Here is a 20969-nt window from a genome sequence, read left to right on the forward strand (position 1 = left end):
GCGCGATAAGTGTGGGAGCGGGCTTGCCCGCGATGGTTTCGACGCGGTGTTCCTGCTTTACTGCGCCGCCTGAATCGCGAGCAAGCCCGCTCCCACATTAATGGCGCTAGGCCACAAATCGCTGCATAAACACCACATGCTGGCGTTGCGCAGCCTCCTGGGTGGTCGGGCGCATATGCACCCCCTCCCCCGGCAAACACTGGGCCAGCCGCGCCAGCGCCAATGGCGTCAAGGCGCCAAGACGCGGGTAGCCGCCAATGGTCTGGCGGTCATTGAGCAACACGATCGGCTGGCCATCAGGCGGTACCTGAATGGCGCCCAGCGGTATCCCTTCCGAGATCATCGGTGCCCCCTGATACACCAACGCAGGCCCCAGCAAACGGATGCCCATGCGATCGGCGCGGGTATCCAGCGTCCAGGCGCTGTTGAAGGCATCGAAGGTACTTTGCCCGCTGAAGGCCCCCATTTGCGCGCCCATAACCACGTCCAGCGCCGGATTGGCGCTGAACACCGGTTGCAGCTCACACGACAACTCACGCAGTTGCCCGGCATGCCCGGCGCAGGTCAATTCATCACCTGCCACCAGCCCACGACCAAAACCATCCGGCCCACCGAGCTGCTCACGGGCGACAGTCGCGCAACTGCCCAGCACTTGCGGCGCAACAAAGCCTGCCGGCGCGGCCAGATAAGCCCGGGCACCGCTCAGTGGCCGGGTAAACGCCAGGGTCTGGCCTTGCTTGAGGACAAAACTGCGCCAGGGCTTGAGCGGCTGCCCGTCGAGGGTGGCCGCCAGGTCTGCGCCCGCCAGTGCCAGAGTGCAATCAGCCTTGGCAACCACAGTCAGACCACCCAGAGTGATTTCGATAACCGCCGCATCCGGCGAATTACCCAGCAGCCAGTTTGCCCAGGCCATCGACAGCCAGTCCGCGGCACCGCCCTGGGTCACACCCAGATGGCGCACACCGAAGCGTCCAGCGTCTTGCAGCAGGGACAACGGGGTGCTGGCCTGAATCACTAAATGGCTCATGCCAGGGCCTCCTGAGGCGTGTCATCACCGCCCAGGCGGATGAATTCAGCGTGGGTAATGGGCGCAAACCGCACGGTATCGCCGGGCTGCATCAGGCTGTAACCCTCACGCTCACGATCAAACAGCGCGCTTGGAGTACGGCCGATCAGGTTCCAGCCACCGGGGGATTGCGCCGGGTAGGCCGCAGTCTGGCGCTCGGCGATACCAACGCTGCCGCTGGCAACGCGCTTGCGCGGCGTGTTCAGCCGCGGTGCGGCCAGGGCCTCTTCGACCAGGCCCATAAAGGCAAAACCCGGGGCAAAACCCAAGGCAAATACCTGATATTCATGCTCGCTGTGACGGCGTATGACGTCGCTCACCGAGCAATCCGCACGCGTGGCCAGCAAGCTGAGCTCCGGGCCAACGCTCAAGTCGTACCACACCGGCAGCACATGGCATTGGCCACTGTTTCGCGTTTCCGGGCGCAGGTCGGTCAGGGCCTCGGCGATCAGCTCACGGGCCTGGGCCGGGCTTAGCGCCAGCCCGTCGTAATGCACCATCAGGGTCGTGTAGGACGGCACCAGATCAATTAACTGCCCGGCAAAGCTGGCCCTTAGCCGCTCACTGGCAGCCAGCATCCACGGCATATTGCTTTCGGCAATGTCATCGAACAGCCGCAGCATCAGGCAGTCGATAGCGACCACTTCGATACGCGGCTTCATGCCTGGGCCTGCTGGTCCAGGGCCTCGCGAATACGCTGCACGGCAGCGACCGAACTGGCGTTGTCGCCATGCACGCACAGGGTATTGGCGTGCAGATGCAAGGCGCTGCCATCACTGGCTACCAGGGCCTTGCCCGCTGCAATAGTCAGGGCCTGCTGCACGATGACTTCTGCCTCATGATGCACGGCACCCGGCAATTGCCGCGAAACCAGCCGCCCGGCGCTGTCGTAGGCGCGGTCGGCAAAGGCTTCAAACCACAGGGTTACCCCGAACTCATCGCCGATCGCCTGGGCCGCACGGTTGTCGCGAGTGGCCATCAGCATCAGCGGCAAGCTTGCATCGTAAGCCGCCACGGCCTGGATCACGGCCCGCAACTGTGCCGGGTTGGCCATCATGTCGTTGTACATCGCGCCGTGGGGTTTGACGTAACTGACCTGCGTGCCCTGAGCGCGGCATATACCGTCCAGCGCGCCGATTTGATAGTGCAACAGGTCTTGCACTTCTTGCGCCGAATAGCTCATAGAGCGGCGGCCAAAGCCGGCCAGGTCCTGATACGCCGGGTGTGCGCCGATTTTTACGTTATGCGCCACGGCCAGTGCCACGGTTTTGCGCATGATGCTCGGGTCGCCCGCGTGGAAGCCGCAGGCAATGTTGGCGCAATCGATAAACGGCATGACTTCGGCATCCAGGCCCATGGTCCAGCTGCCGAAACTCTCACCAATATCGCAATTCAATAACAGGCGGCTCACGATGATGCTCCTGTGGTCTTTTTATAGATTAGGTAGCAAGCATTTTTCGACAAGCGTGGGCCATTCGTCCAACTAATAAAAGCCGGACTCGGGCATAAGAAAAATTTGATTGCTTAACAGTGTGTAAGGTAATGGGACTGGTTGTGTGGGAGCGTGGCTTGCCCGCGATGGCGTCACTGCGGTCTGCCTGCAAGGGCGCATTGCCTGCATCGCGAGCAAGCCCGCTCCCACAGGGATTTTCGTGAGGCAATGGGCAGACTGTGTGGGAGAGGGATACACCCCCGGGTCAGTAGCTGCGTTCGCGGCGGGCAATGCGTTCGCGCTGGCGCTTGCCACCGAGCACCACCCAGTCAACCAGCCGCACAAACCCTTCAATGATAAAGGAGAACAGCAAGGCACCCGCCATTGCCCAGCCAATGGCATTCGGCGACAGCAATACCTGGTAGGTATAGGCGTTGTAGGTTTCTTCGCGAATGGCCGGGTCGGCCGCGTAGGCCACTTGCAGGGCACGCATGTACCACGGGCCCTGCATGGCCTGGAACTGCTCGTCGAGCAGGCGCTGACGGCTGAGCAAGGTGCCCAGGCTGCCAGCATCGCTGCGGAACACCGGGTCATCGCTGGCCTGGTAATGGGCTACCAGGGCTTGCAGGTCCCCCTTGAAAAACTGGTTGGCGGTGTTCTGGAACCCCGCCAGCCCGGTCTGGGCTTCGATCAGATGAGCTTCGACGCGGTTGGCGTAATCATTGATAAACCCCGGTACTTGCACACCGATCAACAGGCCCAGGGTAAACAACACCAACCGCAGGTAGCTCAAGAACATACACGCCCTTCCTTATTCGGTTGTGCCGCGGCTGACGCATTCGCCGCGTCGCCACAGGCTCCACTGGCCCGGCTCGTAGCGCGTCCAGGTTTCGTTTTCAGTCAGTGGTTCGGTGGCAATCACGGTCACTACATCGTTGGGCGTGGTTTCTGCCTGAAAATCGACGATAACGTCGACATCTTTCAGGCGCGCCGGGCCAAACGGGGCTCGCCGGGTGATTTGCGCCAGCTTGGTCGAGCAATAGCAAAATAACCAGTCGCCATCACTGAGCAGGCAATTGAACACGCCCTTGCTGCGATACTCGGCGCAGGCCGCTACCAGCACCGGCAGGATGCATTCGACGTCGACCGGCTCCGGGAAGGCCTCGCGCACCCGGTTGAGCAGGTCACAGAATGCTGCTTCGCTGTCGGTATCACCCACAGGGCGGTAAAAACTCGTACTCGCAGAGAAGTCGGCCAACTGGCCGTTGTGCGCAAAACACCAGTTGCGCCCCCACAGCTCGCGCACAAACGGGTGGGTATTGGACAGGCACACCTTACCCACGTTGGCCTGACGGATATGGCCAATCACCACTTCGCTTTTGATCGGATAGCGCTGCACCAGCAAGGCGACCTCGGAGTCGCAACTGGCGCCCGGGTCCTGGAACAGGCGCAGGCCACGGCCTTCATAAAAGGCAATGCCCCAGCCATCGCGGTGCGGGCCAGTACGCCCGCCACGCTGCATCAGGCCGGTAAAACTGAACACAATATCGGTCGGGACGTTGGCGCTCATGCCCAATAGTTCACACATGCTCGCACTCTCGCATTCAGGCTCGACGAAAAATTACAACCGCGGCTCAACCCGGCTCGAGGCCGAGGCACGCGGCGCACCTGATGGCGCATAACGATCATTGCCGGCCGAGCCAAACGGCTGGTCATCTTCAGGATCAAGACTACGCGCTTTGGCGGCCGCGTCGGCTTGTGCCTTGCGGGCCTTGCCGGCACGCTCGATCGGCCAGCGGATCAGCACAAACACGGCGTAGACGCACAACGCAATAATGGCGTACATCAACAGGTCAGAGACCGCGCGCCAGGCGTTGTCGCCCACCTTGAAGGCTAGATCCAGGGCGGCGATGGCCACAGCCGGGGCAAATTTCTCTTTGACCGGGTCAATAATGGTCGGGCTGAACAGCAACACGGCCATTAATACGCGCAACGGTTCGCGCAACCAGCGCCACATAAAGCGGGTCATACGGCACCACACGAGCAGGCAGCCCAAAGCAGCAAAGGCGTAAAGGCCCCAGGCGATCAGATAGTCGTTCTCGGTCATGGTATCCATGGTCGGCAGGCAATGAGAGGCTATGATAACGGCTTTTAGGCAGTGCGGCTGCAATGCCGTCAGCGTCACTTCTTTTTCATGCAGATTTCAGAGCACACTCAATGACCGAATCAGCCTACCCAAACAGCGCACCTATCGCACATAAGATCGAGGGTTCAGACCCTTACTCATGGCTGCAAAACCGCGACAGTGATGAGGTTCTGGACTACCTGAAAGCCGAAAACCGCTATCAGGAGGCGCAGTTGGCCGATCAGGCCGCATTGCGTGAGACGCTGTTCCAGGAGATCAAGGGGCGGATTCGCGAGACTGACCTGTCACTGCCCTCCCCTTGGGGCCCGTATCTGTATTACACGCGCACCAACGCCGGTGATGAGTACCCGCGCCATTACCGTTGCCCGCGGCCGGCCGATGACAGCCAGCAGGTGGACGAGAACGCCGAACACCTGTTACTGGACCCCAATGCGCTGGCCAATGGCGGCTTTATTTCCTTGGGCGCGTTCAGCATCAGCCCCGATCACCAGCGCCTGGCCTACAGCCTGGATACCAGCGGCGAAGAAACCTACCGCCTGTTTGTCAAAGAGCTGAGCAGCGGCACCGTCACCGAGCTGCCGTTTGAAGACTGCGATGGCAGCATGACCTGGGCCAATGACAGTCAAACCCTGTTTTTCGCCGTGCTGGACGACACCCATCGTCCGCACAAGTTGTTTCGCCACACCCTCGGCGAAACAACTGCCCATGAAGTCTTCCATGAAGCGGACGGGCGATTTTTCCTGCACTGCTACCGGTCAAGTTCTGAACAGCAACTGATAGTGTTGCTTAACAGTAAAACCACCAGCGAAAGCTGGGTGCTGGACGCCAACCTGCCGCGCCAGCCCTTCAGCTGTCTGGCACCCCGGGTTGAAAACCACGACTACAGTGTCGACCACGGTCTGTTTGAAGGCCAGTGGGCGTGGTTTATCCGCACCAATCAGGACGGCATCAACTTTGCCCTGTATTACGCCTTTGGCGAGGTGCCGTCGCGCAATGACTGGCAGCCGCTGATCGCCCATAGCGACAGCGTGATGCTCGAAGGCATGACCCTCAACGCCCAGGCCTTGTGCCTGAGCCTGCGCGAGGGTGGCCTGCCCATTATCGAAATCCGTCCCGAGGGCCTTGCGCCTTATCGCGTGCAACTGCCGGACGCGGCCTACAGCCTGTATGTGCAAGACAGCCTGGAATTTGACAGCCAGTCCATTCGCCTGCGTTACGAAGCACTGAATCGCCCGGCGCAAGTGCGCCAATTAACCCTCGCCACCGGCGAACAAAGCGTGCTCAAGGAAACCCCGGTACTGGGGCCGTTCAATGCCGATGACTACGTCAGCCAACGGCTGTGGGCCACTGCACCCGACGGCACTCAGGTGCCGATCAGCCTGGTGGTCAAACGCGATGTGCAAGGCCAGCCTACCCCGCTTTACCTGTATGGCTACGGCGCCTACGGCGAATGCCTCGACCCGTGGTTTTCCCATGCCCGCCTGAGCCTGCTTGACCGCGGCGTGGCGTTTGCCATTGCCCATGTGCGTGGCGGTGGCGAGCTGGGTGAAGCCTGGTATCGCGCTGGCAAGCAGGAACACAAGCCCAACACCTTCAGTGACTTTATCGCCTGTGCCGAACACCTGATCGACCAAGGGCTGACCCGCAGCGAACAGCTGGTGATCAGTGGCGGCAGCGCGGGCGGCCTGCTGATCGGTGCCGTGCTCAACCAGCGCCCGGAGCTGTTCAAGGCCGCCATTGCCGAAGTGCCGTTTGTGGATGTGCTCAACACCATGCTTGACCCGGACTTGCCGCTGACCGTTACCGAATACGACGAGTGGGGCAACCCCCAAGAGCCGCAGGTGTATGAGCGCATCAAGGCCTACGCGCCGTACGAGAACGTCACAGCACAGGCCTACCCGGCGATGCTAGTGATAGCCGGCTACAACGACAGCCGCGTGCAATATTGGGAAGCGGCCAAATGGGTGGCCAAGCTGCGCGCCACCAAGACCGATGACAACCTGCTGTTGCTCAAGACCGAGCTGGAGGCCGGTCATGGCGGCATGAGCGGGCGCTATCAGGGCTTGCGCGACGTGGCACTGGAATACGCATTTGTATTCAAGGTGCTGGGGATTTTATCTGAAGCCGAATCCCGTAGCAGCTGACTCGCGGAGCGAGGCTGCGTCCGGCGGCGCAGCCGGCGCAGAACCTGAACCCGCGATTTGCCTGGCAAACCTTGCAGAATGAATTTGCGACGGCTTCGCCGCCGAACGCAGCCTGCGGCAGCTGCTACATGAACCGTGGCAAGTCCGATCAATCCTGCGGGCTTTTGCCCTTCGGATCCTTGGTTTCCAGCCCCGGCAGCGGCTGGTCCTTGGGCGGCTGCGGCAGGTCGATCGGCGGCAGCGGGATCAGGCTGGTGCTCCCTGCCACCGGTTTGGGCACGGCCCGCGGGGTGATTTGCGGGTACGGGGTTGGCGTGGCGGTGCCCGGCGAACCCGGGGCCGCCGTTACGGGGGTACTCGGTACCGGGGTCAATTCCGTCGCCTGGGCCACACTTATCAAGAGCGCGCTGCCTACAATGGCCGTTAGAATAGTGCGTTTCATCAATCACTCCGTTGCCAGACCGGCTTGTCTGCCCTCAGGCTACTCGTAACCTGCAGTTTTTGCCCCCTTCAATGAGATTTCCATGAAACGTTTTGTTTTGCTCGACACCACTCCGATCCCCGAAAACGGCGGTGCCTTGTGCCTGTTCGAGTATGGCGAAGACTTCGTGATCAAGATTCAGGGCGGTGACGGCGGCCAGCTGATGAACACGCGCATGCACGGTTCCGAAGACGCACTGGCTGAAATCCCCTGCCGCAAAGTTGCCGGCCGCCCACAATCGCGGGTACTGATCGGCGGCCTGGGCATGGGTTTCACCCTGGCCTCGGCCCTCAAGCACCTGGGCAACGCCGCCGAAGTGGTGGTGGCCGAACTGGTGCCCGGCGTCGTGGAATGGAACCGCGGCCCGCTGGGCGAAAAATCGGGCAACCCGCTGCAAGACCCGCGCACCGTGATTCGCATGGAAGACGTGGCCAAGGTGCTGCAAGCCGAACCCAACGGCTTTGATGCGATCATGCTCGACGTCGACAACGGCCCCGAAGGCCTGACCCAAAAAGCCAACAGCTGGCTGTACTCGGCGGGCGGCCTGAGTGCCTGCGCCAAGGCCCTGCGCCCTAAAGGCGTACTGGCAGTATGGTCTGCCAGTGCCGACAAACAGTTTTCGGACAAACTGCGCAAAGCCGGTTTCAAGGCTGAGGAAGTCCAGGTGTTTGCCCACGGCAACAAGGGCACACGGCATACCATCTGGATTGCAGAAAAAATCAAAGGCTGATCAACAGCTAAACTTAACGACATAACCGTCATCAGTCCTACAAGGTGAACCCATGAGTTCGGCGAACCCACCCTCCCACACCGCCAAGCTGGACCGCATCCTGGCCGATGCCCAGCGTGACCGCGAAATGGGCTACCGCGACAAGGCCCTGAAAATGTACCCCCACGTGTGCGGCCGTTGCGCCCGTGAATTTGCCGGCAAGCGCCTGAGCGAGCTGACCGTTCACCACCGCGACCACAACCACGACAACAACCCCCAGGACGGCTCCAACTGGGAGCTGTTGTGCCTGTACTGCCACGATAACGAACACTCGCGCTACACCGACCAGCAGTACTTTTCGGACAGTTCCACCAGCAGCCCGAAAATCGCCAAGGCCACCCATAACCCGTTCGCCGCGCTGGCCGGGTTGATGAAGAAAGACGAGTAGCGCCTCGCTTTCGTAGCAGCTGCCGCAGGCTGCGTCCTATTGCGCAGCGATCGTAAAATCTGAGCCCGCGACTTCACAGGTAGACCGCAAGGCTCGGATTTTACGACGACTACGTCGCCGGACGCAGCCTGCGGCAGCTGCTACGGAGTTTGGGACAACACAGGTATACTCGCGTCTTTTTTCGCAAGGGCTCGGGCACGTGGCAAACAAACGGTACAGCTGCATTGGTTTGTATAACCCCAAATCACCGGAAAACGTCGGCTCGGTGATGCGTGCGGCTGGTTGCTACAACGTGGCATCGGTGTTCTACACCGGCAAGCGCTATGAACGCGCCCGCGACTTCATCACCGATACCAAGAAGGTCCATCAGGACATCCCACTGATCGGTATCGACGACCTGAAAAAAATCATCCCCCTGGGCTGTATCCCCGTCGCCGTAGAAATGGTCGAGGGCGCACGCCCCCTGCCCGAGTACACCCACCCGGACCGGGCGATTTACATCTTCGGCCCGGAAGACGGCTCGCTGGGCAAGGACGTGCTTGAGTGGTGCGAGGACGTGATCTACATTCCCACCACCGGCTGCATGAACCTCGCCGCAACCGTCAACGTGGTGCTCTACGACCGTCTGGCCAAGGGCAACAACACCCGCTCCGGGCCCAAGTTCGGCTAAGTCAGGCCTTGCCCCGGTTCTGCTGGCTGGCGCTCCAGTCCACCAGCAGGCTGTAGGCGATGGCGAGCAAGGTGGGGCCGATAAACAGGCCGATAAAGCCGAAGGCGATCAGCCCGCCAAATACACCCAGCAGCACGATCACCAGCGGCAGGTTGCCGCCCCGGCTGATCAGGTAGGGCTTGAGCACGTTATCGACACCGCTGATGATCAGCGTGCCCCAGATGCCGAGAAAGATCGCCATCCCGTAGTCGCCCTTCCAAGCCAGCCAAGCCGTGGCCGGCACCCAGATCAGCGGTGGCCCCATCGGGATCAGGCTGAGCAGGAACGTCGCCAGCCCCAGCACCAGCGCCCCGGGCACACCGGCAATCAGGAAGCCGATCAGCGCCAGCAGTGCCTGCGCCGCTGCGGTACCAATCACACCGTTGACCACGCGCTGGACAGTGCCCGCCACCAGTTCCTGATAATAATCCGCCCGCTCGCCAATCAGGCGCTCCAGCAACCCGTGGACAAACGTCGCCAGGCGCGGCCCGTCGCGATAGAAAAAGAACACAAAGACAATGCTCAGCGTCAGCTCCAGAATTCCGCTGCCGATCTGCGCACTGCGTGCCAGCAGCCAGTTGCCGACCTGCCCCAGGTAAGGCTTGATGGCCACCAGCATGGCCGCACCCTGTTCGTCGATGGTGTTCCAGATGCCCACCAGACGTTCCCCCACCAGCGGCAGGCCGGCCAGCCAGGCCGGCGCTTCAGGCAACCCTTCAAGCTGCACATCCTTGACGAAGGTAGTGGCATCGCGCACATGGTCGGCCAGGTTCAACCCCAGCCACACCAGCGGCCCGGCCACCAGCAGCATCCAGCCCAGGGTCAGGATGCTCGCCGCCAGCGATTCGCGCCCGCCCAGCACACGGGTCAGCAGGCGCATCAGCGGCCAGCTGGCAAATGCCAGCACCGCGCCCCAGAACAGGGCCGACCAGAACGGGGCCATCACCCACAGACTGGCACCGAACAACACCAGGAGCAGGATCTGCACCAACAGGCGATCGTTATTGAGCATGTGTGTTCCACAGAAAGTTCAGACATCAAAGAAGGACGACGACTACGGTGAGTGTAGCCGTCGTTTGTAAAGGTCTAGCGCAACAACTCGATGCGCAGGCCCTTGGCCTGGCTGTCGCCAAGCTCCATGCGCGCGGCGCGCACACCGCTGCCGATCAGTGCATCGCGCCAGGCAGCAGCCTTGGCACCGGTCAAGCTGACCCTGGAAGTCGCGTCAAGATTCAGGGCCCTGGAGATCAACGTCAGCCACTGCGCGTCCGGTTCGCCCATGAGTTTGGGCAAGTCCAGCTCACCCGTGCTCTTGAGCTGACGCTGCAAGGTGGCCGAGGTCGGCAACAGCTCGCCCAGGTCGGCACTGGCCTGCATCTGCTCGACGTGCAGATAGGCTTTGCGGTTGCCACGATTGATGCCGTAGAGGGCTACCAGCTGGTTGTCGTCGGGAGCAGCCCGACGCAGCAAGAGGTAGGTCTGCTGCTCATCGGCACCCACCAGCCTGGAGTTGCCAAACACTTCATTGGCCCACAGGCTGCTTTCGCCACAATCACGGGCCTGGCACCAGAACAGCAGCTCGGCGCCCTGTTTTTGCAGGGCTTCACGCGCAGCCGTAAAGGCTTCGGTGGCGGTATGCTCGGCAGGCAATTCATAGGTGACGGCCGTGGTCTGGCCACGGCTGGTGACCTGCCCCTCAAATCGCAGGCGGCCACTGATCTTGCGGATCGAGCCCATCGGGTAGATGCGTTCGACATCCGGCTTGACGCTGTAATCGACAATTTGCGCGTCGGCCAGGCGCGGCACATCTGGCAAGTCATGGCTGCCAGGCACGTCGCTCGCCCACAGCAAGGGGCTCAAACAACTCAGCCCCAACGCCAGCATGTAACGATTAGGTATTTTCATCGGCGTCTTTCACCGATTGTTGGCGTGTGGCTCAGCATCCTCACGATAGAGACCGGATGGCCTTTCGGGGTCGCAGCGGTGTAGAGATCTATCATGGTTGTCTCCCATTTCAACCCGCCAAGCCTCGACAGTTGCCAGCCGCAAGTCAAGGAACAGCGAAGAACCGATTGAAACAGTCTGCAACAAGGATCGCCCCTGCTTCGTCATTCAGGTGCAAATGATGGCCACCCGGCAGCCGTTCCAGCTTGAAGGGTAGTCGATCCAGCAGTTCGGGGTGACTGGCCAGCATGCCCTGCTCTGCCACCACCAGGGTTGTCGGGCAGCTTACCCGGCGAATGAAGGACATGGCCTGTTCGTCACTCAGGCGCAAGGCGGTGGGCAACGTCAACCGGCTGTCACTGCGCCAACTGTAGCCGCCGGGTACCGGCATCAGCCCGCGCTGGGCCAGCAGCTCGGCGGCCTCGCGGCTGACGGCCACCAGGCCTTTCATTCGCGCTTCAACCGCCCGTTCGAGGGTGGGATGCACCGACTTGCGCTTGTGCTCCAGGTCGAGTTGCGCCTGCAGGGCCTGGCCCATGCGCTCGGCAGCATCGCCTTCGGGGCCGCTGCGCGCCACGATACCGTCAATCAACGCCATGCGGGTTATGCGCTGCGGGAACGACCCGGCAATCACCACCGAGACAATGGCCCCCAGCGAATGCCCCAACAATGCAAACTGTTTCCAGCCCAGTTGCTCGGCCACCCGCAGCACATCAAAGGCGTAGTCCGCCAAGGCATAGCCTGCACCGCGCGGGCGGTGATCGGAGTGGCCATGCCCGGCCAGGTCCAGCGCCACGATGCGCAAGCCCTTGAGCCGGGGTGCCAGCCGGGCAAAGCTGTTGGCGTTGTCCAGCCAACCATGCAGGGCAATCACGGGCAGGCCGTCTTCGGGGCCAAAAATATGGGCCGCCAGCTCGATATGGGGCAGGCTCAGACGAATTTCTTCAACCACAGGGCTCATGCAAAGTGCTCGTTAATGGCCAGGATGACGCAGCTCCCAGCGGGCAAAGATCTGTTTGAGCAGGCTGGCGGTGTCCTGCGGTTGCTCCAGCGGGAACATGTGCCCGCCCGGCACACTCAGCGCCTCACCGTTGGGCATGCGCGCAACGGCCTTGGCATGATGGCTCATGACCACGCGACTGTCGCGCCCACGCACCACGGTCAGGGGCACCTGCAGCTTGAAGGCCTGCCCCGGGCTGGTGTGCGGCACGCTGCGGTAGATATCGATCTCGGTGGCCGGATCAAAGCTCAGGCGCAAGCGCTCATTGACCGGCTGCAAACCGTGCTGCAGATAGGCTTCGAAGCAGTCGGGGTCAAAGCTGCGAAACAGCGTCTTGCCTGAAAAATAGGCGCGGGCGGCCTCAAGGTCGGCAAATTCAGCACGCCGCCCCAAGGTTCGACCGGCCGGGGTCAGGCGGTCAATCAGGCCAAATCGCTTGGCCGCACGAATCACCCACTGGTCGGTACGGGTCAGCACCGGTGAGTCCAGCATGACCACGCCCCGGTAAAGGTGCGGGCAACGAATGGCCGCATGCAGGTGCAACATCCCGCCCAGGGAGTGCCCCACACCCAACACCGGTTCGTCTTGTTGTTGCAGATGAAAAATCAGCTCATCGACCAGGTTGTGCCAATTGTTGTCCACCGGATAACGGGGGTCATGCCCATGCTGTGCCAAGTGAGCCACGCGGTAATCCGGGGCCAGGGCACTGAACAACTTCGTGTAGGTGGCCGAGGGGAAGCCATTGGCATGGGCGAAAAAAATCTGCCGAGTCATACAAGGCGTCCAGAAAGAGGTGATACGCCGTATTGTCTGTAGGAAGAATCACCATATCAATGACCGTATGCGCCATGAGTGACGACGATACGGCCATTAGCTGGCCGTTTGATCACCGCAGTGGCGGTGTTTCACCCAGGGGCACAATGGCGATGGTCAGCCGAGAAATGCAGTTGATTTTGCCGTTGTCATCACTCAGGCGGATATCCCAGACATGGGTGGTGCGGCCAATATGGACCGGGCGCGCCACGGCACTGACCCGGCCACTGCGCACGCCACGCAGGTGATTGGCATTGACCTCAAGGCCCACGCAATAGAATTTTGCCGTGTCGATACACATAAAGCTGGCCATCGACCCCAGGGTTTCGGCCAGTACCACCGATGCGCCGCCATGCAGCAAACCGAAAGGCTGATGGGTGCGATGGTCGACCACCATGCTCGCGGTAATCGAGTTGTCGTCAAACGCATCGAACGTGATATCCAGCACATCGCAAATGGTGTTTTTGCGCATTTCATTCAGGCGTGCCAGATCAGGCAGGGTCGTCCACAGGCTCATGGGCTCATTCCTTGGTCAGTGAGGGTGGGTGGCGGGCAGTTCGAGCAGCAGCGCTGGCGTCAAAATGCAATTGATCCACCTCCAACTATCTTTCACTACGGCTGCACTGTGCAACCGTTGCCGTGATCAGGCGTGATGCACGCCAAGCAAGGTCATGCTGCCGGCCAGTGGCCACTCACCTTCCAGCTCCGCCAGGCTGGCCGTCTGCATGGGCTGCGGCTGACGCGTATGACCATGCTGCAACAGGCTGATCAGTTCACCCACAAACGGCTGATGACTGACCAGCAACACATTGCCCGTGTCCGGGAGTTTCCCCACGGCGTCCCTGGGGTCGCTTTCGGGGGTCAGCCAGGGCACGGTGACCAGGTCAGGGGTAAAACCCAGAGCCTTGCGCACCAGCTCGGCGGTTTGCCGGGCGCGCACATAAGGGCTGACCAGAATGCTGTCCAGCGGCTGGCCGATCAACCGGGCAGCACTGTGAAGCACCTGCTCGCGACCGTAGGCCGTCAGCTCGCGCTCGGCATCACGGCGGGCATGGGGCTCGGCTTCGCCATGTCGCAGGATCCAGATCTTCATGGCGTGGTCCCGTCACCCTTGGCGCCCTGCCCGTAAGGCGCTTCACCTTCAGGCGCACGCGGGGCTGGCCAGTCGGCAAACGGCCAGGGTTTTTGCTCCGTATGAAAGCTGCCGAAACGACCGATCTGCGCCAGATACAGGCTCAAGCTGTCACCAAAGTTCATCAAGCCACCGTTGGGCGCGCCGTACACCACACGGTAAACCAGCTGCACCAGCACCAGCCCGCCGAGTACCAGTTGCGCGACCTGCCACACCAGCAGGAAAACCAGCATCCACAGCACGCGCAAAACCAGCGACTCGTACTTGGGGGCGTTATTCGTGTCGTTCATCTACTGCTCCTGTCGTGCTCAGTTAAAACCGCTGGTGGAGATAAAATCGACATCCGTTTTAGGTTCGCCACGCATCAACTGCCCGATCACCTGGTCCAGGGTGTAGCCCTCGAACAGAATCGCATGCAGGCCGGCCACCAACGGCATGTAAACATTCAGTTCCTGTGCCTTGGCCTTGAGCACCTTGAGCGTGTTGACGCCTTCGGCCACTTCGCCCAGGCGGGTAACGGCGTCTTCCAGGCTCAACCCCTGGCCCAGCGCAAAGCCGACCTGATAGTTGCGGCTTTTGGGGGATGAGCAGGTGACGATCAAATCGCCAACACCGGCCAAGCCGAGAAAGGTCATGGGGTTGGCGCCCTGGCTGACGGCAAAGCGGGTCATTTCTGCCAGGGCACGGGTAATCAGCATGCTCTTGGTGTTTTCCCCCATGCCCAGTGCCACGGCCATGCCGGCAATGATGGCGTAAACGTTTTTCAACGCCCCGCCCAGTTCAACACCAAAGCGGTCGGCACTGGCGTAAACCCGAAAGGTGCGACCATGCAGCGCGGCCTGTACACGGGTACAAAGCTCTTCATCGGCGCTGGCGACCACGGTGGCGGTCAAGGCATGCTCGGCCACTTCACGCGCCAGGTTGGGCCCGGACAGCACACCGATACGTGCCTGCGGGGCGATTTCTTCAAGGATTTCGCTCATCAGTTTGAAACTGTGGGCCTCAATCCCCTTGGTCAGGCTGACCAGCATCTTGCCGCGCAAACGCTCGGCGTGCGGCGCCAGCACGCTGCGCAGGGCACTGGACGGCAAGGCCACAAAACACAGCTCACAGGCCTCAAGCGTAGCCTGCAGGTCGGTCACCGGCTCCACCCCCGGGTGGATCTTGATGCCTTTAAGGTAACGAGGGTTTTCACGATTAAGGCGAATGGCCTCGGCTTGCTCGGGGTCGCGCATCCACTGATGCACACGATGACCGTTTTCTGCCAGCAAGTTGGCCACGGCGGTGCCAAAGCTTCCGCCTCCCAAGACCGCAATAGCGTGCTGTTCAGTCATATGCAATCCCGTTTTCCATCTAGCAGTGGCAATACCGGCATTATACGGAGCACATCCCCCCTGGCGTATAGAGAGCTTTGCCTGAAAAAGTGCAAGACCTCGGTTAACATGCCGCTCTGGTTCTCACATTCAAGAGGCAGCTTTGCTGCACTTCAAAATGAACGACAACAGGTCAAGGATGACAACTGACAGGGGCCACGCCTGCGCTGGCCGGCAACCCACTGCAGGAGCCGGATGCCCATGATGGCCCGCAGTCGGTGGGATATTCACACCCGCACCCAGATGATGAGCCTGGGCCCGGCCTTGTTGTTGACCTTGCTGTTGATCAGCTTTTTTACCTTTGTCCGCATCCAGGACTTGCGTCAGGAACTCAAGCACACCGGCCAGTTGATCGCCAACCAGTTGGCACCCGCCACCGAATATGGGGTCATGACGGGCAACACCCCTGTGCTGGAAACCCTGATCAACGCCTCGCTGAATATTCCCCACGTCCAGTTTGTGCAGGTACAGAACCGCAGCAACGAGGTACTGGCACACGCCGAGCACCCGGCTCCTGGACCTGATCAAGGCACTCAGGTCGAAGTGTTCCAGGCCCCGGTGAGGCTGCAGAAAAGCCCTTCGGGGGATTATTTCCTGCTCAGCAATAGCCAAGCAGCGGCGCCCGCTGAAGACTACCTGGGCCGGGTCCTGGTAGGCATGTCCGGCGAAGCGTTCAGCACGCGCCAGCAGGAAATCCTGCTCAAGGCAGTCATCCTCGCGCTGTTTGCCCTGGGCTTCACCTACCTGCTGGCCCGGCGCCTGGCATCCAACCTGTCCCGCCCCATCAGCGACATGAGCAAGGCGGTCAAGGCCATCCAGCAGGGCGACTACACAAGACCCTTGCCGGTGGTTGACGATGGCGAACTGGGCAGCCTGGCCCTGCACATCAACAATCTGGCCGCAGGCCTGGAGCAGGCCAGCCGCGAGCAGCAATCCGCAATTGCCCAATTGATCCAGGCCCGCGAGGAAGCGGAGCGGGCCAACCGCGCCAAGACCGATTTTCTGGCCATGATGAGCCACGAACTGCGCACGCCCATGAACGGCGTATTAGGCATGCTGCAGCTACTGGAAACCACCCGGATGACCGAAGAACAGGCCGAGTATGCCGCGCTTGCGTCGGAGTCCACCGAGCACTTGCTCAAGGTGATCAACGATATCCTCGACTTCTCGCGCATTGAACGATCCGCGCTGGAACTGGAGCACATCCCTTTCAACCTCGCCGAACTGGTCAGCAACTGCGCCCAGGCGTTCCAGCACAATGCCGCGCAGCGCGGCCTGCATTTGCAACTGACTATCCCGGACGGCCTGCAGGACTTGCCGGCACTGGGCGACCCGACGCGAATCCGGCAAATCCTGGTTAACCTGATCGGCAATGCCTTGAAGTTCACCGAGCATGGCCAGGTCAGTATCGAGCCGCAGTGGCAGCGCCTGGATCATCAATTGATCTGGTTCAGCTGTGCTGTACGCGACAGCGGTATCGGCATCAGCAGCGAAAAGCTCGACTCCATGTTCACCGCGTTCCAGCAAGCCGACAGCTCGATTTCTCGGCGCTATGGCGGTACCGGCCTGGGGCTGCCCATCGCGCGTACACTGGCCGAGCGCATGGGCGGCACGCTGCACGCCCTGAGCGAAGAAGCTCAGGGCTCGGTATTCACCCTGGAAATACCCCTTGAACTGCATCAGCCCGTCATGCTCGGCCTGAAACCGCAGCAAACCGCAGAAACCAGCTGTGCCCCCGGGCGCAAAGTGCTGCTGGTGGAAGACAATCAGGTCAATCAGACGGTCATCGAAGCCATGCTGACCAGCCTGGGCTACGAGGTGAGCCTGGTCAGTGATGGCGCCCAGGCCATTCATTTCGCCAACACCGAGCGCTTTGCCGCGATCCTGATGGACTGCCGGCTGCCGATCATCAACGGCTATGAAGCCACCCGGCAAATCCGCCAACTCCCCGGTTGCAGGGCCCTGCCCATCATTGCCCTGACCGCCAATGCGCTGCAGGGCGACCGGGAGACCTGCCTGCAGGCCGGAATGAACGATTACCTGGCCAAGCCGTTCAAACGCGCTGACCTGGAACAAATTCTGCAGCGCTGGGTCCAGTAACTTATGGCTAAAAGGCCACCTGCGACTGGCGTTAAAGACAAAAGTGCGGCAGTCTTAGGCACCCGAATGGGCCACTGAACCGGCCCGATTTAAATTTTCAGTGCACAAGTGTACATTCTTGTCCTTTGCGCTGTGACTTTCACTACAACGCAATAGTCTATGTGTAGGCTGGCGAACTGAAACACCTGTGTTTCAGTTGGTCGGGAAGATTTGCCCCACCCGCCGCATGGGATTATTGAGGAGCTCGCATGACCAAACAAAACGCCTTTACTCGGGAAGATCTGCTGCGCTGTAGCCGCGGCGAACTGTTCGGCCCGGGTAACGCGCAACTGCCCGCCCCTAACATGCTGATGGTGGATCGCATCACCCATATCAGCGAAGAGGGTGGCAAGTACGGCAAAGGTGAATTGGTCGCCGAGCTGGATATCACCCCGGACCTGTGGTTCTTCGCCTGCCATTTCGAAGGCGACCCGGTAATGCCGGGCTGCCTGGGCCTCGACGCCATGTGGCAGCTGGTCGGCTTCTACCTGGGCTGGCAGGGCCTGCCGGGCCGCGGTCGCGCCCTGGGTTCGGGCGAAGTGAAGTTCTTTGGCCAGGTCTTGCCGACCGCCAAGAAAGTCACCTACAACATTCAAATCAAGCGCGTCCTCAAGGGCAAGCTGAACCTGGCCATTGCCGATGGTTCGGTCACTGTCGACGGTCGCGAGATTTATACTGCCGAAGGCCTTCGGGTCGGCGTATTTACTTCCACTGACAACTTTTAAGGGTTATCCGCATGCGCCGCGTCGTTATCACTGGTCTGGGCATCGTTTCGTGCCTGGGCAATGACAAAGAGACCGTCTCCGCTAACCTGCGTGCAAGTCGCCCTGGCATCCGATTCAACCCGGAATATGCCGAAATGGGTCTGCGTAGCCAGGTTTCCGGCTCCATTGACCTGCCTCTCGAAGAGCTGATCGATCGCAAGATCTATCGCTTCGTCGGCCACGCAGCGGCTTACGCCTACCTGGCCATGAAAGACGCCATCACTGATTCGGGCCTGACCGAGGAGCAAGTCTCCAACCCGCGTACCGGCCTGATTGCCGGCTCGGGCGGCGCGTCGACCCTGAACCAGATGGAAGCGCTGGACATCCTGCGCGAAAAAGGCGTCAAGCGCGTTGGCCCGTACCGTGTAACGCGGACCATGGGCAGCACCGTTTCCGCCTGCCTGGCCACACCCTTCAAGATCAAGGGCGTGAACTACTCGATCTCCTCTGCCTGCGCCACCAGTGCTCACTGCATCGGTACTGCGGTCGAGCAGATCCAGCTGGGCAAGCAGGACATCGTATTTGCCGGCGGCGGTGAAGAAGAACACTGGAGCCAGTCGTTCCTGTTCGACGCCATGGGCGCCCTGTCCACCCAGTACAACGACACGCCTGAAAAAGCGTCCCGTGCCTACGACAAAAACCGTGATGGCTTCGTCATCGCTGGCGGCGGCGGCATGGTGGTGGTTGAAGAGCTGGAACACGCCCTGGCCCGTGGCGCCAAGATCTACGCCGAAATCGTCGGCTACGGCGCGACGTCCGACGGCTACGACATGGTTGCCCCAAGCGGCGAAGGCGCCATCCGCTGCATGCAGATGGCAATGTCCACCGTTGACGGCCCGATCGACTACCTGAACACCCACGGCACCTCCACTCCGGTCGGCGACGTCAAGGAAATGGAAGGCGTGCGCGCGGTATTCGGCGACAAGGCCCCGGCCATCAGCTCGACCAAAAGCCTGTCGGGTCACTCCCTGGGCGCCGCAGGCGTTCACGAAGCGATCTACTGCCTGCTGATGATGGAAGGCAACTTCATCGCCGGTTCGGCCAACATCGAGGAACTGGACCCGACTGTCGCTGACATGCCGATCCTGACCAAGACCCGCGAGAACGTCACGCTCAACAACGTGATGAGCAACAGCTTCGGCTTCGGTGGCACCAATGCCACCCTGGTCCTGAAGCGCTGGGCCGGCAAATAAGCCACCCGCCGCGAAATGAAAAATGCCCCGACTGGTTCGGGGCATTTTTTTGCCTGATGGAACGTACACGCCCCGGCATGCTCTATAAAGATCAGGACGTTTAATCACTCCACGCTGAGGTTTGCCATGACTGTTACCGTTAATACCGTGTCACACGAAGGTTTTCGTCACAGCATCAAGATCGACGATCACGAAGTGTTCACCGATTTGCCCAAATCAATGGGCGGCGAAAGCTCTGCCCCCTCCCCCCATGACTATTTCGATGCCGCCCTGGGTGCCTGCAAGGCTCTGACGCTCAAGCTCTATGCGCAACGAAAGGAGATCCCGCTGACCGGGGTCACGGTCGAAGTCAAACACGACGCCAGCGAAGAGCTGAAAGGCAAATATGCCCTGCACGTCAAACTGACCCTCAAGGGCGTGTTGACCGACGCCCAGCGCGAGGAACTGCACAATGTGGCCGACAAGTGCCCGGTGCATAAACTGATGACCACCGCTGAGGTCACCATCGAAACCCACCTGTCTGAAGGCGCTTTCAGCCAGTAAGCCGCAACCGTGCAGGAGCAGCGTTGGGTTATGCTCAACGCTTCTCCATTGCCGGAAACGCCCCATGCCTACCCTGACCGTGATTCGCCCGCGCGCCGAGGATGTCGAAGGCCAACCGATCCTGCGCCCCCTGCCGTCGGCAAAATGCCGCAGTGTCGGGCCATTTGTGTTTTTCGACCACATGCTGCTGACGCACTACCCACCCGGCAAGGGGATGAATATCCGACAGCACCCGCATATTGGCCTGTCGACCCTGACCTATTTATTTGAAGGCCAGATCCAGCACAAGGACAGCCTGGGCTCGGATCAATTGGTAGGCCCCGGCGATGTCAGCTGGATGACCGCCGGGGCGGCCATTGCCCATATCGAACGCACGCCCTCTGCCCTGCTGGCGCACGGTTCTAACCTGCACGGCCTGCAAGTGTGGCTGGCATCACCCAAAACCCACGAGCAAGGCGCAAGCCACTACAGCCATCACCCAGCCAGCAGCCTGCCCGTCAGTGACAACCTGGGGGTGCGGATTCGCCTGATCGCCGGAAGCGGTTTTTGCCTGACGTCACCGGTGCCGGTGCTCACGCCCACCCTGTATGCCGACGTGCATATGCAAACAGCCACCACGCTGCTGATCCCGGCCGAACACCCGGAGCGCGCGCTGTATGTACTGGAAGGTGACGTGCAACTGGATGGCCAGGCACTGGAGCCCCACAGCCTTGTGCTGCTGGAAGCAGGCGAAGAGATGACCCTGAGCGCCGACAGCGACTGCCACCTGGTCCTGATTGGCGGTGCGCCGCTGGATGGCCCGCGGCGCATGAACTGGAACTTCGTCGCCAGCAACCCGGCCCTGATCGAACAGGCCAGAGCGCGCTGGGCGGCAGGCGACTGGCCGACCGTTCCCGGAGAAATCGGCCGGATCGAACTGCCTTGAAGCCCGGG

24 protein-coding genes are annotated in these 20969 nt (G+C 61.0%); 9 read left to right on the plus strand and 15 right to left on the minus strand.

Annotation, left to right across the window (positions count from 1 at the left end; translation table 11 throughout):
• Positions 1 to 106: 106 nt before the first annotated feature.
• The 6 genes from BFC21_RS09715 to BFC21_RS09740 all read right to left on the minus strand — a co-directional run bounded on the left by BFC21_RS09715 (position 107) and on the right by BFC21_RS09740 (position 4614).
• Positions 107 to 1027, minus strand: coding sequence for a biotin-dependent carboxyltransferase family protein (locus BFC21_RS09715; RefSeq protein WP_088377782.1), 921 nt, complete (start codon positions 1025 to 1027; stop codon positions 107 to 109).
• Positions 1024 to 1728 carry an allophanate hydrolase subunit 1 gene (locus BFC21_RS09720; RefSeq protein ID WP_088377783.1) on the minus strand — a complete coding sequence of 235 codons (705 nt, stop codon included), beginning with the start codon at positions 1726 to 1728 and terminating at the stop codon, positions 1024 to 1026. Before BFC21_RS09720 ends, BFC21_RS09715 begins: the two co-directional genes overlap by 4 nt.
• A complete protein-coding gene (locus BFC21_RS09725; protein ID WP_088377784.1) occupies positions 1725 to 2477 on the minus strand; it encodes a 5-oxoprolinase subunit PxpA in 753 nt (250 codons plus the stop codon). Before BFC21_RS09725 ends, BFC21_RS09720 begins: the two co-directional genes overlap by 4 nt.
• A 286-nt stretch (positions 2478 to 2763) precedes the next feature.
• Complete coding sequence (locus BFC21_RS09730; protein ID WP_088377785.1) at positions 2764 to 3297, minus strand: DUF2937 family protein; 534 nt, start codon at positions 3295 to 3297, stop codon at positions 2764 to 2766.
• Positions 3298 to 3309: 12 nt separating this feature from the next.
• Positions 3310 to 4086, minus strand: coding sequence for a class II glutamine amidotransferase (locus BFC21_RS09735; protein WP_120266016.1), 777 nt, complete (start codon positions 4084 to 4086; stop codon positions 3310 to 3312).
• 33 nt (positions 4087 to 4119) lie between these two features.
• Positions 4120 to 4614, minus strand: a complete 495-nt coding sequence (locus tag BFC21_RS09740; protein WP_088377787.1) for an MFS transporter — start codon at positions 4612 to 4614, stop codon at positions 4120 to 4122.
• A gap of 101 nt (positions 4615 to 4715) precedes the next feature.
• Here BFC21_RS09740 and BFC21_RS09745 point away from each other — a divergent pair, with 101 nt between their 5' ends.
• Positions 4716 to 6788, plus strand: coding sequence for a S9 family peptidase (locus BFC21_RS09745; RefSeq protein WP_120266017.1), 2073 nt, complete (start codon positions 4716 to 4718; stop codon positions 6786 to 6788).
• A 148-nt stretch (positions 6789 to 6936) separates the two neighbouring features.
• Here the strand turns inward: BFC21_RS09745 and BFC21_RS09750 are convergent, their stop codons facing one another.
• Positions 6937 to 7230 (minus strand): hypothetical protein, encoded by a 294-nt coding sequence (locus BFC21_RS09750; RefSeq protein ID WP_095005598.1) that lies wholly within the window; start codon positions 7228 to 7230, stop codon positions 6937 to 6939.
• 82 nt (positions 7231 to 7312) lie between these two features.
• Between BFC21_RS09750 and BFC21_RS09755 the strand changes: the two genes are divergently transcribed.
• The 3 genes from BFC21_RS09755 to BFC21_RS09765 all read left to right on the plus strand — a co-directional run bounded on the left by BFC21_RS09755 (position 7313) and on the right by BFC21_RS09765 (position 9096).
• On the plus strand, positions 7313 to 7999 hold the full coding sequence (locus tag BFC21_RS09755; RefSeq protein WP_088377790.1) for a spermidine synthase: 687 nt from the start codon (positions 7313 to 7315) through the stop codon (positions 7997 to 7999).
• 52 nt (positions 8000 to 8051) lie between these two features.
• On the plus strand, positions 8052 to 8426 hold the full coding sequence (locus BFC21_RS09760; RefSeq protein WP_016781673.1) for a YajD family HNH nuclease: 375 nt from the start codon (positions 8052 to 8054) through the stop codon (positions 8424 to 8426).
• A gap of 199 nt (positions 8427 to 8625) precedes the next feature.
• Complete coding sequence (locus BFC21_RS09765; protein WP_016781674.1) at positions 8626 to 9096, plus strand: RNA methyltransferase; 471 nt, start codon at positions 8626 to 8628, stop codon at positions 9094 to 9096.
• A gap of 1 nt (position 9097) precedes the next feature.
• On the opposite strand, the gene BFC21_RS09770 is transcribed toward BFC21_RS09765, so the two are convergent.
• From BFC21_RS09770 to BFC21_RS09805, 8 genes are all read right to left on the minus strand, one after another.
• Complete coding sequence (locus BFC21_RS09770) at positions 9098 to 10147, minus strand: AI-2E family transporter (RefSeq protein ID WP_095005600.1); 1050 nt, start codon at positions 10145 to 10147, stop codon at positions 9098 to 9100.
• A gap of 74 nt (positions 10148 to 10221) precedes the next feature.
• Positions 10222 to 11040: a DUF4892 domain-containing protein gene (locus tag BFC21_RS09775; protein WP_088377791.1), complete on the minus strand. Its 819-nt coding sequence runs from the start codon at positions 11038 to 11040 to the stop codon at positions 10222 to 10224.
• Positions 11041 to 11185: 145 nt separating this feature from the next.
• Positions 11186 to 12040 carry an alpha/beta hydrolase gene (locus tag BFC21_RS09780; protein ID WP_088377792.1) on the minus strand — a complete coding sequence of 285 codons (855 nt, stop codon included), beginning with the start codon at positions 12038 to 12040 and terminating at the stop codon, positions 11186 to 11188.
• 12 nt (positions 12041 to 12052) lie between these two features.
• Positions 12053 to 12853 carry an alpha/beta fold hydrolase gene (locus tag BFC21_RS09785; protein ID WP_088377793.1) on the minus strand — a complete coding sequence of 267 codons (801 nt, stop codon included), beginning with the start codon at positions 12851 to 12853 and terminating at the stop codon, positions 12053 to 12055.
• A gap of 112 nt (positions 12854 to 12965) precedes the next feature.
• Positions 12966 to 13409 carry a hotdog fold thioesterase gene (locus BFC21_RS09790; protein WP_088377794.1) on the minus strand — a complete coding sequence of 148 codons (444 nt, stop codon included), beginning with the start codon at positions 13407 to 13409 and terminating at the stop codon, positions 12966 to 12968.
• A gap of 126 nt (positions 13410 to 13535) precedes the next feature.
• Complete coding sequence (sixA, locus tag BFC21_RS09795; protein WP_088377795.1) at positions 13536 to 13985, minus strand: phosphohistidine phosphatase SixA; 450 nt, start codon at positions 13983 to 13985, stop codon at positions 13536 to 13538.
• Positions 13982 to 14314: a DUF4389 domain-containing protein gene (locus tag BFC21_RS09800; RefSeq protein ID WP_086798033.1), complete on the minus strand. Its 333-nt coding sequence runs from the start codon at positions 14312 to 14314 to the stop codon at positions 13982 to 13984. The genes sixA and BFC21_RS09800 overlap by 4 nt, the downstream gene beginning before the upstream one ends.
• An 18-nt stretch (positions 14315 to 14332) precedes the next feature.
• Positions 14333 to 15358 carry an NAD(P)H-dependent glycerol-3-phosphate dehydrogenase gene (locus tag BFC21_RS09805; RefSeq protein WP_088377796.1) on the minus strand — a complete coding sequence of 342 codons (1026 nt, stop codon included), beginning with the start codon at positions 15356 to 15358 and terminating at the stop codon, positions 14333 to 14335.
• A 240-nt stretch (positions 15359 to 15598) separates the two neighbouring features.
• Between BFC21_RS09805 and BFC21_RS09810 the strand changes: the two genes are divergently transcribed.
• The 5 genes from BFC21_RS09810 (at position 15599) to BFC21_RS09830 (ending at position 20961) form a co-directional block, all read left to right on the plus strand.
• On the plus strand, positions 15599 to 17497 hold the full coding sequence (locus tag BFC21_RS09810) for a response regulator (RefSeq protein WP_088377797.1): 1899 nt from the start codon (positions 15599 to 15601) through the stop codon (positions 17495 to 17497).
• A gap of 248 nt (positions 17498 to 17745) precedes the next feature.
• Complete coding sequence (gene fabA, locus BFC21_RS09815) at positions 17746 to 18261, plus strand: 3-hydroxyacyl-[acyl-carrier-protein] dehydratase FabA (protein WP_003210552.1); 516 nt, start codon at positions 17746 to 17748, stop codon at positions 18259 to 18261.
• 11 nt (positions 18262 to 18272) lie between these two features.
• A complete protein-coding gene (fabB, locus tag BFC21_RS09820) occupies positions 18273 to 19493 on the plus strand; it encodes a beta-ketoacyl-ACP synthase I (protein WP_016781684.1) in 1221 nt (406 codons plus the stop codon).
• Between the two features lie 126 nt (positions 19494 to 19619).
• Complete coding sequence (locus BFC21_RS09825; protein WP_095005603.1) at positions 19620 to 20036, plus strand: OsmC family protein; 417 nt, start codon at positions 19620 to 19622, stop codon at positions 20034 to 20036.
• Positions 20037 to 20100: 64 nt separating this feature from the next.
• Entirely contained in the window at positions 20101 to 20961 is an 861-nt protein-coding gene (locus BFC21_RS09830; protein ID WP_088377799.1) for a pirin family protein, read from the plus strand.
• Positions 20962 to 20969: the final 8 nt, after the last annotated feature.

Origin of the sequence: Pseudomonas sp. TMW 2.1634, assembly GCF_001703595.1 — a bacterium.
GTDB lineage: Bacteria > Pseudomonadota > Gammaproteobacteria > Pseudomonadales > Pseudomonadaceae > Aquipseudomonas > Aquipseudomonas fragi.

What these genes read in the sequence shown, in the direction of transcription:
- sixA (WP_088377795.1), bottom strand. Translation starts at nt 13,985, where the DNA reads ATGAAGATCTGGATCCTGCGACATGGCGAAGCCGAGCCCCATGCCCGC.
- BFC21_RS09735 (WP_120266016.1), bottom strand. Translation starts at nt 4,086, where the DNA reads ATGTGTGAACTATTGGGCATGAGCGCCAACGTCCCGACCGATATTGTG.
- BFC21_RS09760 (WP_016781673.1), top strand. Translation starts at nt 8,052, where the DNA reads ATGAGTTCGGCGAACCCACCCTCCCACACCGCCAAGCTGGACCGCATC.
- BFC21_RS09715 (WP_088377782.1), bottom strand. Translation starts at nt 1,027, where the DNA reads ATGAGCCATTTAGTGATTCAGGCCAGCACCCCGTTGTCCCTGCTGCAA.
- BFC21_RS09785 (WP_088377793.1), bottom strand. Translation starts at nt 12,853, where the DNA reads ATGACTCGGCAGATTTTTTTCGCCCATGCCAATGGCTTCCCCTCGGCC.
- BFC21_RS09745 (WP_120266017.1), top strand. Translation starts at nt 4,716, where the DNA reads ATGACCGAATCAGCCTACCCAAACAGCGCACCTATCGCACATAAGATC.
- BFC21_RS09800 (WP_086798033.1), bottom strand. Translation starts at nt 14,314, where the DNA reads ATGAACGACACGAATAACGCCCCCAAGTACGAGTCGCTGGTTTTGCGC.
- BFC21_RS09755 (WP_088377790.1), top strand. Translation starts at nt 7,313, where the DNA reads ATGAAACGTTTTGTTTTGCTCGACACCACTCCGATCCCCGAAAACGGC.
- BFC21_RS09790 (WP_088377794.1), bottom strand. Translation starts at nt 13,409, where the DNA reads ATGAGCCTGTGGACGACCCTGCCTGATCTGGCACGCCTGAATGAAATG.
- BFC21_RS09720 (WP_088377783.1), bottom strand. Translation starts at nt 1,728, where the DNA reads ATGAAGCCGCGTATCGAAGTGGTCGCTATCGACTGCCTGATGCTGCGG.
- BFC21_RS09730 (WP_088377785.1), bottom strand. Translation starts at nt 3,297, where the DNA reads ATGTTCTTGAGCTACCTGCGGTTGGTGTTGTTTACCCTGGGCCTGTTG.
- BFC21_RS09780 (WP_088377792.1), bottom strand. Translation starts at nt 12,040, where the DNA reads ATGAGCCCTGTGGTTGAAGAAATTCGTCTGAGCCTGCCCCATATCGAG.
- BFC21_RS09775 (WP_088377791.1), bottom strand. Translation starts at nt 11,040, where the DNA reads ATGAAAATACCTAATCGTTACATGCTGGCGTTGGGGCTGAGTTGTTTG.
- BFC21_RS09825 (WP_095005603.1), top strand. Translation starts at nt 19,620, where the DNA reads ATGACTGTTACCGTTAATACCGTGTCACACGAAGGTTTTCGTCACAGC.
- BFC21_RS09805 (WP_088377796.1), bottom strand. Translation starts at nt 15,358, where the DNA reads ATGACTGAACAGCACGCTATTGCGGTCTTGGGAGGCGGAAGCTTTGGC.
- BFC21_RS09830 (WP_088377799.1), top strand. Translation starts at nt 20,101, where the DNA reads ATGCCTACCCTGACCGTGATTCGCCCGCGCGCCGAGGATGTCGAAGGC.
- fabB (WP_016781684.1), top strand. Translation starts at nt 18,273, where the DNA reads ATGCGCCGCGTCGTTATCACTGGTCTGGGCATCGTTTCGTGCCTGGGC.
- BFC21_RS09740 (WP_088377787.1), bottom strand. Translation starts at nt 4,614, where the DNA reads ATGGATACCATGACCGAGAACGACTATCTGATCGCCTGGGGCCTTTAC.
- BFC21_RS09810 (WP_088377797.1), top strand. Translation starts at nt 15,599, where the DNA reads ATGATGGCCCGCAGTCGGTGGGATATTCACACCCGCACCCAGATGATG.
- BFC21_RS09750 (WP_095005598.1), bottom strand. Translation starts at nt 7,230, where the DNA reads ATGAAACGCACTATTCTAACGGCCATTGTAGGCAGCGCGCTCTTGATA.
- fabA (WP_003210552.1), top strand. Translation starts at nt 17,746, where the DNA reads ATGACCAAACAAAACGCCTTTACTCGGGAAGATCTGCTGCGCTGTAGC.
- BFC21_RS09770 (WP_095005600.1), bottom strand. Translation starts at nt 10,147, where the DNA reads ATGCTCAATAACGATCGCCTGTTGGTGCAGATCCTGCTCCTGGTGTTG.